This is a genomic window from Sedimentibacter sp. MB35-C1 (assembly GCF_030913635.1).
GTDB lineage: Bacteria > Bacillota > Clostridia > Tissierellales > Sedimentibacteraceae > Sedimentibacter.
Genome location: NZ_CP133188.1, coordinates 1,529,888 through 1,542,595 on the forward strand (window position 1 = coordinate 1,529,888; position 12,708 = coordinate 1,542,595).

12 protein-coding genes are annotated in these 12,708 nt (G+C 38.0%); all 12 read left to right on the forward strand.

Annotation, left to right across the window (positions count from 1 at the left end):
• Positions 1 to 16 precede the first annotated feature (16 nt).
• On the forward strand, positions 17 to 1,141 hold the full coding sequence (locus RBQ61_RS07240; protein WP_308139818.1) for an acyl-CoA dehydrogenase family protein: 1,125 nt from the start codon (positions 17 to 19) through the stop codon (positions 1,139 to 1,141).
• Between the two features lie 28 nt (positions 1,142 to 1,169).
• Positions 1,170 to 2,054, forward strand: a complete 885-nt coding sequence (locus tag RBQ61_RS07245) for a xanthine dehydrogenase family protein subunit M (RefSeq protein ID WP_308139819.1) — start codon at positions 1,170 to 1,172, stop codon at positions 2,052 to 2,054.
• 2 nt (positions 2,055 to 2,056) lie between these two features.
• A complete protein-coding gene (locus RBQ61_RS07250; protein ID WP_308139820.1) occupies positions 2,057 to 2,545 on the forward strand; it encodes a (2Fe-2S)-binding protein in 489 nt (162 codons plus the stop codon).
• 3 nt (positions 2,546 to 2,548) lie between these two features.
• Positions 2,549 to 4,909, forward strand: coding sequence for a xanthine dehydrogenase family protein molybdopterin-binding subunit (locus tag RBQ61_RS07255; RefSeq protein ID WP_308139821.1), 2,361 nt, complete (start codon positions 2,549 to 2,551; stop codon positions 4,907 to 4,909).
• Positions 4,910 to 5,015: 106 nt separating this feature from the next.
• The gene (locus RBQ61_RS07260; protein WP_308139822.1) at positions 5,016 to 5,420 is read left to right on the forward strand and encodes a YopX family protein; all 405 of its coding nucleotides are present in this window, start codon (positions 5,016 to 5,018) and stop codon (positions 5,418 to 5,420) included.
• Positions 5,421 to 5,432: 12 nt separating this feature from the next.
• Positions 5,433 to 5,954: a hypothetical protein gene (locus RBQ61_RS07265; protein ID WP_308139823.1), complete on the forward strand. Its 522-nt coding sequence runs from the start codon at positions 5,433 to 5,435 to the stop codon at positions 5,952 to 5,954.
• A gap of 15 nt (positions 5,955 to 5,969) precedes the next feature.
• Positions 5,970 to 6,185: a hypothetical protein gene (locus RBQ61_RS07270; RefSeq protein WP_308139824.1), complete on the forward strand. Its 216-nt coding sequence runs from the start codon at positions 5,970 to 5,972 to the stop codon at positions 6,183 to 6,185.
• A gap of 84 nt (positions 6,186 to 6,269) precedes the next feature.
• Positions 6,270 to 7,505: an OFA family MFS transporter gene (locus tag RBQ61_RS07275; protein ID WP_308139825.1), complete on the forward strand. Its 1,236-nt coding sequence runs from the start codon at positions 6,270 to 6,272 to the stop codon at positions 7,503 to 7,505.
• Between the two features lie 55 nt (positions 7,506 to 7,560).
• A complete protein-coding gene (locus RBQ61_RS07280) occupies positions 7,561 to 9,477 on the forward strand; it encodes an AMP-binding protein (protein ID WP_308139826.1) in 1,917 nt (638 codons plus the stop codon).
• Between the two features lie 16 nt (positions 9,478 to 9,493).
• Positions 9,494 to 11,095: an acyl CoA:acetate/3-ketoacid CoA transferase gene (locus RBQ61_RS07285; protein ID WP_308139827.1), complete on the forward strand. Its 1,602-nt coding sequence runs from the start codon at positions 9,494 to 9,496 to the stop codon at positions 11,093 to 11,095.
• A gap of 111 nt (positions 11,096 to 11,206) precedes the next feature.
• Positions 11,207 to 11,893 (forward strand): histidine phosphatase family protein, encoded by a 687-nt coding sequence (locus RBQ61_RS07290; protein ID WP_308139828.1) that lies wholly within the window; start codon positions 11,207 to 11,209, stop codon positions 11,891 to 11,893.
• Between the two features lie 23 nt (positions 11,894 to 11,916).
• Complete coding sequence (locus tag RBQ61_RS07295) at positions 11,917 to 12,708, forward strand: electron transfer flavoprotein subunit beta/FixA family protein (RefSeq protein ID WP_308139829.1); 792 nt, start codon at positions 11,917 to 11,919, stop codon at positions 12,706 to 12,708.

Below are 12,708 nucleotides of genomic sequence, written 5' to 3' on the forward strand. Positions count from 1 at the left end.
GGCGGGAGGTGTAGATATGAAAATGAAGTTAACTGAAAAGCAAAAACTTATGAAAAAAGGATTTGCAGATTTTGCAAAATCTCAGCTGGAACCAGTAGCATTCGAAGATGACAGAAACGCAAGATTTCCAGAAGAGGTAATAAAAAGCGCTGCAGAAAAAAATTATTTTGGACTTACTATTTCAAAAGAATATGGCGGTATGGATTCTGATTTTACAAGCGTAGCATTAATGGCAGAAGAATTCGGGAAGTACAACGGCTCTATTGCTGCTTCAATCGTAGCTCACGTGGTTATGGCCGAGCAGACAATATTAAAATACGGTACAGAAGATCAGAAAAAGAAATATTTGCCCGAAATGGTCAAAGGAAACAAATTGGGAGCATATGCCTATGTTGAACCGGGAGCATCTTTAGGGTCAGGTGAAAACAAAGTAGTAGCAGTAAAAAAAGGAAATGGTTACGAGCTTACAGGTAAAAAGACTTTTGTTGCAAACGGTGGAGCAGCAGGAGTATATGTTGTTATAGCTCAAGACAGTCAAACAGAAGGTAAAAATAGCTATTCTGCATTTATTGTGGATTCAAGTGATATTAAATCAGTAAGAAATGTTGACAAACTCGGATTGAGATCTTTCCCGACTGCAGAAGTTGAGTTCTCAAATGCAAAAGCTCAGCTTTTAGGACAAGAACACGAAGGAATTAAGATTGCAGCTGAAATTCAGTCAAGAGCAGATATAGCATTTGCAGCTGTAGGAGTTGGAATTGCCGGAGCAGCATTGGAAAAGAGTGTTGATCACAGCAAACTGCGTGTTCAATTTGGATCGCCTATAGGAAGGCTTCAAGCTGTTCAGTGGATGCTTGCCGAAATGGCATCAGAATTGCACACACTTGATATTTTGACCTGTAATGCTGTAGCAGAGGTTGAAAATGGCAGTGATTATGTTATGGATGCTGCATATCTTAAAATGTTTGCTAATAAAGCTGCATTCCAAATTGGTACAAATGCTGTTCAGATACATGGAGGAACAGGATACAGCAGAGAAGCAGAAATTGAAAGATATTTCAGAGATCTCAGAGGGTTGTTTAACTTTGATGGTATAAACAACTATCCTGAAAAAATTATAGCAGGCAATTTATTAAAATAAATAACTTAAATTGAAGGAGGTGCCTTAATTGAATATTTTACATGATTTTGAATATTTTAAACCGGGCAACAAAAAGGAAGCCTTAGAGTTAGTGAAAAAATACGGAAACAAGGCAAAAGTCTTGGCCGGAGGAACAGACCTTGTCATTATGATGAAGGAGAAAATGATAAAACCAGACTACGTAATTGATATAAGTGATCTTAATGAGCTTAAAGGCATTACGTATGAAGAAGGAAAGGGTGCTGAAGTATACGCATGTACTAAAGTTGCGGATATTGAGTCATCAGAAGACCTTAAAAGAAAATATCCGGCTCTTGCTTATGCAGCAAGTCAGCTTGGTTCACACCAGGTTAGAGTTATGGCGACTATGGGAGGAAACTGCTGCCACTCATCACCAGCAGCTGAAACACCTGCTCCATTGTCAGCACTGGGAGCTAAAGTAGTCATTGCCAGCCTTGAAGGCGAAAGAGAAATGCCTATTGAAGATTTCATACAAGGAAACAGAAGGAACGATTTAAAAGAAGGAGAAATATTATATAAATTTAAACTTCCAGAACCTGAAAAAAATTCTGCATGCCGTTACGGACATATTGGATTAAGAGATGCAATGGAAATAGATTGCGCCAACATGGCAGCAAATATACAGCTTGAAGATGATAAAGAAACAATTAAAAAAGTTAAGCTAGTTATGGGATCAGTTGCTATAAAACCGCTGATTTCAAAAGCTGTTCCTGCTCTCCTTGAAGGAAAGAAACTTACAGAGGAACTAATTGAAAAAACAGGCGAAGCAGCACAAGGTGAAGCAAAGCCGATTTCTGATGTTAGAGCTTCTGCTGAATACAGAAAAGATGTAATAGCAGCTCTGGCACGCAGACTTGTAAAAGAAGCTTATGAAGCTGCAAAGGAGGCGTAGAAATGAAGAAGAAAATAGTAAAACTGGATATTAACAATCATGTATATGAAGTTCTGGTATCTGCAACTGACTTGCTTGTAGATGTAATAAGAAAGCAAATAGGGCTTACAGGTACAAAAAAAGGATGCGGTCAGGGAGACTGCGGAGCATGTACTGTTCTTGTGGATGGTGAAGCTCAACTGTCATGCTTAATGCTGGCTATTGCATGCGAAGGTAAAAAAATTACTACTATAGAAGGAATTGCAAATCAAGAAACAGGGGAGTTGCATCCACTTCAACAAGCATTTCTTGATCACGGAGCTGTTCAATGCGGTTTCTGTACTCCAGGTATGGTATTGTCATCTAAAGCTCTGGTTGATAATAACCCTACTCCGACAGAGGAAGAAATCAAACATGCTCTTGAAGGAAATCTATGCAGATGTACAGGATATGTGTTGATTCTTGAAGCAGTTGAATCCTATGTGGATTCTCTTGCAAAAGGGGAGGTGTAAAAATTGACTAAACTGTATGAAGTATCAAATAAATATAACAACTATAAAGAATATACTAGAGAATTTACTGAAGTAGGTAGAAACATACCTAGATTGGATGGACCTGCTAAAGTTACAGGAAAAGTTCAATATACTGATGACTTGGTATTGCCTAGAATGGTTTACGGAAAAATTTTGAGAAGCCCTCATGCACATGCCAATATAAAAAGTATTGATTACAGTGAGGCTTTAAAATTAGATGGTGTTTTAGGTGTAATAACTGGTGAGGATTGCCCAATCGCTTATGGTATAGTACCACATAATGCAAACGAGCATGCTCTTGCAGTGGGAAAAGTTAGAAACTGGGGTGAAGGAGTTGCAGCTGTTGCAGCTATTGATGAAGCTACAGCAGAAAAAGCTCTAGAACTTATAAAAGTTGAGTATGAAGTTTTGGAAGCTATTGTAGATCCAAGAGAAGCAGTAAAGAGAGATGATTTAAGAATTCATGAAGATCATCCTAACAACATAGCTTATGAGGGTGTTCAGGTATATGGAGATCCAGATAAAGCTCTTGCTGAATCTGATTATGTAATTGAAAAAGAATTTTATTCTTCATATGTTACTCATGCGTTTATTGAACCACAGGCAGCTATAGCAGATTTCGATCCGAATACTGGAAAGCTTCATCTTTACGCAACATGCCAGGTTCCTCACTATACTCACCAGCAGTTAGCTAAGGTTCTTGAAATGCCTATGAACAAAATAAGAATTACTGTACCTCTAATAGGCGGAGGCTTTGGAGGAAAGGGAGTTGCTTCTCAAGCTGACTTCTGTTCTGCACTTTTATCAAGAAAAATAGGAAGACCAGTTAAGATCACTTATGAAAGAAGTGATGTATTCGCAACTAACAACGGACGTCACCCATGCTATATGAAATTCAAAATGGGATTTGACAAGAACGGAAAAATTACAGCTGTTGACTTTAACAACCTAATGGATGGTGGAGCATACTCAGGATGGGGAATAGTAGTACTGTTCTACACTGCATCTATGGTTCATATTCCATATGCTGTTCCAAACGTAAAATTTGATGGTAAGAGAATTTTCACAAACAAACCTACATGTGGAGCTCAGAGGGGTCTTGGAGGAGTTCAGCCTAGATTTGCTATGGAACAGTTGCTTGATGAAGCTGCTGAGCATTTTGGAATGACTCCTTATGAAATTAAGAAACTTAATGCTGTTGAATCAGGATACACTGCTAAGAGCATGATGTATGTACCTCACTCTGAATACAAGAAATGTCTTGATGAAGTAGTTGAAAAATCAGAATACATGAATAAAATCGGCAAACTTCCTTACGGAAAAGGAATAGGCTTGTCAGGAGGATATTATATTTCAGGTACTTCATATACACTGTATCTTTCATATAAACCTCATACAGTTGCAACTATTAAAATAGATGATGAGAATGGCGTTACATTATACTGTGGAGCTACTGACATAGGTCAGGGTGTTGATACAGTTATGGCACAGATGGCAGCTGAAACTCTGGGAGTTAAAACAGAGGATGTAAAGGTTGTTCCTAGAGATACACAAATATCTACATTTGACCTTGGTACATTTGCAAGCCGTCTTACATTTGCAACAGGCTGGGCAATCAGACAGGCAGCTGAAAAAGTTAATGCAGAGTTATTCCCGGTAGCTGCTTCTATGTTAAGATGCAGAGGCGATGAAATAGCTGTTAAAGACGGATACTTCTACTCAATTTATGAAAGACATGGAAGACACGGTAAAAAAGGTAAGGAAGTTGCTTGGGCAGAAGTTGTTGATGTGTATATGCAATCAAACGGTCCGCTTTCATGCTCAGGACAATTTACTCCACCTAGACGTAAGGGAATTCAGCAGGGTGGTAATATAGGACACTCACCTACATTTGGTTTCAGTGCTCAAGTTGCAGAAGTTGATGTTGATCTTGATACTGGAAAGATAAATGTTGTTAAAATAACTGAAGCAGGTGACTGTGGACAGCCTATAAACCCAATGAGCGTTGAAGGACAAGTTCACGGTTCAATCCAGATGGGTCTTGGCCAGGCACTGTATGAAGAAATGCAGATAGCGCCTGACGGAAGATTCCTTAATCCTTCACTTCATGATTATAAGATGCCTACAATTAGAGATATGCCTAAAGTAGATGCTAACATTGTAGAAGCATACGACCCATCAGCTCCATACGGTGGAAAAGAATCAGGAGAAGGTCCTATACAGCCTACTATTCCGGCAATATTCAGTGCAGTTTATGATGCTATCGGCGTAAGATTTACAGAAATGCCGTTAACTCCGGAAAAAGTTTTAAATGCTATAAAAGCTCAAAAAGCTAGTAAGTAATTCAGTTTATATATGCTTTACACTTCGCGGCAGCGGGTATTCTGCTGCCGCAATATTAAATATATGATCATAAATGTTAATGCTTATACTAACAAAGGAGAGTGTTATGAGAGAAATTAAATTCAGAGCTTGGGATGATGAAGCAAAAAAAATGTATTCACCGGAGGATCTGGAGCAGCCTGATGTGCGTGATGATACTAAAAAAACAATTTATTGCTATTTATCATACGGAGCCCTGCAAATTTATGATTTTAGAGAGAAAGAACCCGTACAGTTTGTTCCAATGCAATCAACAGGGTGGTTCGATAAGAATCAAAATGAAATTTACGAGGGTGATGTAGTACAGATTGAAAATTCAATAAGTCAAATTATTTGGAGTGAAGAAATTTCAGGATTTATTCTTTTATCAACAGATGGTGGAATAATGATGGGAGGAGACTACATAACCTCTGATATTGAGGTTATAGGCAATATTTACGAAAACCCGGAGCTTATAAACTATCGATATTAGGAGGGACATAAAATGAGACTTAATGACAAGGAGTATCTCTTGAGTATCATTGAAGGAAAGAGGATAGATTTCTACCTTGAAGATGATATGTTTGAAATTGAAGGAAAAGTTATAAAAAAGGACGGAGATATGGTGGTGGAGGTCCTTGAAGCTGTAGGACATGTGTTAGATATTGTCGGCAGAAGTCTTAGACTTAGATTTGATTATAAAAAACTTTATGCTGAAAGACTGGACACCGGAAAAAGTTTTGAAATGGAAATTAACCGTGTGTATGATCTTATAGCTAATCCTACCGCGGAAGATTTTAGTGAAAAAATAGAAAAGGGAGCCAAATGCTTTTTTAGAAAACAGTCAGATACTCTTTTATGGCGTGAAGCAGATAAATGGGTTATCGAATTAAATAAGATAAATATGTACTTTAATGGTGACAGATATTATTATAATTCGCTGCAGGAGCTGTGCAGCTCAAATGCGGCTCAGATGGCTGGAGACTGGCAGGCGATATATTACAGTTCCGAACCCGAACTTGAGTGAATGGAAGGTGAGCATATGAGCAAGATTGTCGTTGAAACGAACTACAGTAGATTTAAACCTGTTGGACAGAATGATATGTGTGCAACATGCCCTTCAAGTTGTAAAACGTCATGTGCAAGAGTACTTATGCAAAAACATGATATTAATGAAGAAGAAGATTTTAAAGATTTTAACGAAGAAGAAGATTTTAAGAAATTTAAGGTAGAAAGTAATTTAAAAGAAGGAAAATAATAAACATATTTAAAAAAATAAAATAATTATGCAAATAATTCTAATTTTAATTGTTAAATAAAAAACAATCCTATGGAGGTCAGTATGGATCTTAAAAAGAAAAGATGGTTTGTTCTTGGAGCAAGTTTGTTAATAAATTTGTGCATAGGTTCGGGTTATGCATGGAGTGTTTATGCCGGGCCTTTGATTAAGACATTTGGATGGACAGCTGCGGCTACAGCAATGACATTTACAATTTCAAATGCGATTAGCCCCGTATGTATGATTACCGGAGGTAAAATTCAAGATAAATTTGGACCTAAGTGGGTTATCTTTGCTGGAGGTATACTTTTCGGAGGCGGAATATTTATGTCAGGTCTGACAAAATCATTGCCTTGGATATATGTAAGCTATGGCATAGTAGCCGGTTTTGGTATGGGAATGGTTTATGGATGTACAATAGCTAATACAGTTAAGTTTTTCCCTGACAAGAGAGGCTTGGTAGCTGGATTGGCAACTGCAGGATATGGGTTTGGACCTGTTCTTCTTGCTCCTATATCTCAGGGACTTATTTCAAGCTATGGTGTTTTATTTACATTTAGAGCACTTGGTGTGGCATATTTAATAGTTATTTTGGTGGGCTCCCAATTTATAATGAAAGCTCCAGCAGGGTATAAGCCTGAAGGATGGGAACCTCCTGCAATAACAGCAACGTCAGCAGTAACCGGAAGCGATAAAACCTGGTCTCAAATGCTCTCAGATTCAAAATTCTATTTGTTGTTTATCATGCTTACAATAGGAGCTACGTCTGGTTTGATGATAATAAGCCAGGCATCACCTATAGCTCAGGAAATAGTGAAGGTAAGTGCTGAGGAAGCTGCTTTTGCAGTAAGCATGGTGGCTATAGCAAACATGGCCGGACGAATTGCCTGGGGTGCAATATCAGATAAAATAGGAAGATACAATACTCTGCCTATAATATATGTTCTGCTGGCGGCTGCAATGTTCTTATTAACAAATGTGTCATCAGGCGGCTTTGCACTTTTCCTTGTAGCAACTATGATGGTTGGATTTTGTTTCGGAGGTTTTATGGGAGTGTTCCCGGCTCTTACAGCAGACTGCTTTGGCGCAAAAAACAACGGTGTAAATTACGGGATTATGTTCAGTGGATTTGCACTTGGAGGTTTTATAGGGCCGGTTATGGCAGCAACAATTAAGTCAAATAATAACGGAGATTATACAATGGCGTTTATTATTGCAGCTGTAATGAGTTTGTGCGGTATTGCAGTTACTTATATTATCAGAAAAACGAGCAAGAAATCAACAGAAAGTTTATCATAAAAATTAAGAAATAAAGCTTCAAAATTATTTGAAGCAGTTAAAAGGATGTGAGGCCATGAAAGAAATCAGCAGAAAAAGAAAAATTATATTCACTGTGCTTAAGGTTGACAGCATACCATGTAGCCTTGTAGGGAAAAAAATGATTTTCAGCTACAAGGGGGAAAGGTTATCTGAATCTTGGGACTTAAGATGGCCGATGCCCTGGATTGAACAGGAATTTAGAAAAATTGTCCTAAAATATGAACTGGTTTCAAAAGAGGAGATATCCAGAATTTATAACCCCGAAGAGCCGGACCAGTATGTGGAAGTAAGGATAAGGAGTTATATAGATATGACAGTGCCTGAGCTTTTAGGTGAGGCGGTACAATGCTATTGTGGGCAAGAAGCATTAATAAGCAATACCGGAAGCAGGCGCATAAATTACCATGACTTATACAGAGATTCGAGACGTTTGGCTAAAGGGCTTATCTCTCTTGGCGTCAAGAAAAATAATAATGTTGCGGTTTGGGCAGTTAATTCGCCAGAAGTTGTAATAAGCCAGTTTGGAATAAGCAATGCAGGTGCAGTGTTTGTTCCGTTAAATGCATATGAGAAACAGCTGAGAATGCAAGCACTGCTTAAACAGTCAAATACGCACACCTTAATAATGCAGGTAGGGGCAAAAGGCACTGAGAACATAGAGCTTCTATACAAGATATGCCCAGAGCTTTGTGACGCAGAGCCTGGAAAATTAAATTCTGTGACATTTCCCAACCTGAAAAATGTCATAGTAATAAGCGGTGACGAATATCCAGGTACATATGGGTGGTCAGATGTCCTGAGCATAGGTGATTCTGTGGAAAATCAAATATTGGATGAGCGTCAGAATCAGATAGACATCGATGATGTAGTTCATATTATATATACCTCCGGGAGTACAGGAAATCCTAAAGGAGTAATGCTAAGCCACGGAAATATAATCGAAAATGCTAATTCTATGGCAGAACTGATGAAACTAACTGAAGAAGATGTAATGTGTGTACAGGCTCCTTTATTTCACTGTTTTGGAAGTATTGCATGTGTAATTGCCGGAGTTATAAGCGGAAGTTCTATGGTAATGGTAAACAGGTTTAAGACTTGCATAGCACTTTCGTTGATAGAAAGAGAAAAATGTACCATATTATCCGGAGTGCCTACACTTTTCATCTCTTGTATGGAGCAGCTCAAAAGCGAATATTACGACATATCTTCACTGAGAACCGGTATAGTGGCAGGGGCTTCCTGTTCGTCTAAAACCATTGAAACAATAAAAGATATTATGGGTATTGAAAATTTAATTTTATCATACGGCCTTACAGAGGCATCACCTTGTGTCAGCGCACTTAAAGGCACAGATGAATCGGCAGCGGGAACAGTGGGCAAACCCATACCCGGAGTTCAGGTGAAAATCAGTGCCGATGAAGATTCATATATGAGCGGAGAAAGTCTGGTAGGAGAAGTGCTTGTCAAGGGCTACAATGTAATGAAAGGTTATTACAATTTGCCGGAAGAAACGAGCAAGGTCATAAACAGTGATGGATGGCTCAGAACAGGTGATCTTGGATGTATAAACGAGGATGGATATTTATGTATCAAAGGCAGAAAAAAAGACATTGTCATAAGATGCGGAGAAAATATAAGTCCCAGTGAAATAGAAGATTTTATGGTTACGTGCCCGGATATATCAGAAGCATATGCCGTTGGAATACCGGACTGTCTAACAGGTGAAGAAATTGCAGTATTTATAAAACTTAAGGAAAACAGTAAAGCAACAGATGAGGATATAAGAAGCTGCTGCAGAGGAAAGCTGGCTACAAATAAAATTCCGAAATACATTATTTTTGTAAAAGAATTTCCATTATCAGATACCGGCAAGGTATTGAAAAAGGATTTAAAAAAGGTAGCAATGGAAACAAAAAAATATAAAGAATCTCAAAAGATTTGGACAAATTAAAGGAGGAATTAATAAAATGGCGCAGGTAATTACGGCAAAAGAAGCTGCAGAGTTATTTAAGGATAATGCAACAGTCTGTACTGCAGGTTTCGGGCTTGCAGGGTGGCCTGAAGAAGTTGCTCTTGCAGTAAGAAAGAGGTTTGATGAAACAGGACATCCTAAAAATATTACACATACACACGCTGCTGGACTTGGAAACTGGGGCAAAGGGCCTAAAGGGGAAAGAGGAGAATGCTTATGGGTAGCTGATGGATTAATGACAAAATTAATCGTTTCTCATGCAGGTTCATCTCCAAGTGTTATTAAGCAAATAGTCGATAATAAAATTATGGCATGGAATTTCCCACTGGGCACACTGATTCAACTTTATCATGAGGCTGGCAGAGGGGCACCGGGTTTACTAACTAAGACAGGTTTGGGAACATTTATCGACCCGCGATATGATGGAGGAAAACTTAACGACCTTACTAAAGAAAAAGGAGAAGAGCTGGTAGAATATATCCCGGATTTCATGGGCGAAGAATATCTCTTCTTTAAGGCATTTCCTATTGATATAGGCTTTATGAGAGGAACAACAGCAGATGAAAACGGAAATATAACATGCGAAAAAGAAGCTCTTAACTTAGAAATGCTGTCTGTGGCACAGGCTGCCAAGGCATCAGGAGGAATAGTAATAGCACAGGTAGAATCCCTTGCAAAAGCAGGATCTCTAAATCCAAAGCTTGTAAAAGTTCCAAGTATATATGTGGATTACATAGTTGTTGCTGAGCATCCGGAAGACATAATGCAGACCCAGGGAACTTTCTACAACAGGGCATTTACCGGAGAAATCAGAGTTCCGATTGAAGGAAGCATGGAAGCAATGCCTCTTAATGAGAAAAAGGTAATGCTGAGAAGACTGACTATGGAAATAAAACCAGGATATAAATGTAATTTTGGTATTGGTACTCCAACATATACCGGAAATGTAATGTCTGAGGAAGGCTGTGCAGATGAAATCACAATGATTTCAGAATCTGGAAGTATAGGCGGAGTTCCGGGAGGCGGCAATGACTTTGGCGCTCACTGGAATATAGAGGCTTCTTGTGATCAAGGTGACCATTTCAGTTTCTTTGATGGAGGAGGACTTGATTTCGGTGTATTTGGACTAAGCGAAGTTGACAAGGATGGTAATGTAAATACAAGTCTTCTCAATGGTAAGATAATGGGTGTCGGTGGTTTCGCAAACATTGCTGCAACAGCTAAAAATGCAATATTTGTAGGAACATTTACAGCAGGCGGCATAAAATGCAGAGTAGAAGACGGAAAAATGATTATCGACCAAGAAGGTAAATTCAAAAAATTTGTTAAAAGCTGTCCGCAGTTAACATTTAATGCAGAACAATCACTTAAAAAAGGTAACCGTATTTTATTTATTACTGAAAGATGTGTTATAGAAAGAACAGATAAAGGTATGATTCTTACTGAAATTGCACCTGGAATAGATTTAAAAACTCAGGTTCTTGATCAGATGGAATTTGCACCTATAATACCTGAAGGCGGTCCAAAGCTGATGCCTAAAGATATCTTCAATGAAAGATGGGGAAAATTAAAAGAAATAATGGAAAACAATAAATAATTTGCTCTCAACTCTCTCAAATAGTTGGAAAACCGTTTATTAACAGCGGTTTTCCGACATCTTTATTTGTTAGCGAGATTGTATATTCGATATAATGAATGGAGATTTTATATGAAAGGAATTCACAGTACACGCAAAATATACTTGGTAAGGCATTGCCGGCCTGTAATAAGCAGCTCTAAGAAGATGTGTATAGGCAAGAAAGATATTGCTCTAAGTGATGCAGGAAAAGAACATGCAAAGTATATTAAATATTTTTTTGAAGATGCTGACTTTGATGGTATATATACAAGCCCGCTAATAAGGGCAATGGAAACCGGCAAAATAATCGCCGGAAAAAAGTATGAAATAAAAACCATGGATAACTTTTCTGAAATTGATATGGGAAAATGGGACGGGTTATCCTTTGAAGAGATAAAAAAGAGATATCCGCTGGAGTATGAAGAACGGGGAAAAAGTTTTGAAACATATAAAGTTGAAGGCGGAGAGAGCATGTCGATGTGCAGAGAAAGGGCAATGGCAGGTCTCTATAAAATTTTGAATCAAACCCAGGGAGATATACTTGTTGTTACTCATGCAGGTGTTATAAGAGGAATAATGTCGTACATTTCGCGTATAAGTATGAACGACATATTCAAATATAAAATTCAATACGGGAGTATAAGCAGCATTAATATTAGAAACGGCTTATTAATTCCGGAAGAAATCGGGCTAAGCATACTTGACTCGGAATCAAAAATTCCGGCTTATGTATACGCGTCCAAAGAATATGAAAAAATCCTGATGAGCAGAAACTGATAAAGCATATAAGAGGATAAAACATGTCTTTAAAAATTATTGTATGTGTTAAACAGGTTCCGGATATTGAACATATTAAAAAATTTACCGAGGAACTAATATCAGATAAGACTGATTATATTTTAAATAAAACTGATGCTAAGGCATTGGAATTAGCCCTTAAAATAAAAGACGAATATGGTGATGCGCATATCACAGTCATAACAGCCGATTGCTCGAATGCAAAGCCAATATTGCTTGAATGTCTGGCACTTGGAGCAGATGATGCTATACATATATGTGATGATAAACTGAATGATTTAGATACTCTTGCCATGTCAAAAGTTCTTGCATCAGCCATAGATAAAACAGGGAGGTACGACATTGTAATAACAGGGTGTCAAGCGCCGGGAGGAGAAACTGGACATATAGGTCCACAGGTCGCTGAAAATCTAAATTTACCGCAGATAACCAATGCTGTCGATATAAAGCTCAGCTCTGATATGGAAGAAATTACTGCAGTAAAACCCTGCGAAGATAAAAATATGATTGTCAAGGTAAAAATACCTTGCATGATTACAGTATCAAGTGATGCAAATAAACCGAGAGATATGACAATTCAGGGAATAATTGAGGCGGAAAACAAGCATATATCCTTATGGAATTTGGAAGAATCGGGAATAGACGAGGGAAAATCCGGCAGCGGTATGTCAGCTGCAAAGCAGGTTAAAACATTTTTACCATTACACAGAAAGAAAGGTATTAAGATAATTACTGAAACAGATATTGAAGCGGCAAAGCTTTTATTTAAGGAAATAAAAAAAATACATATATAA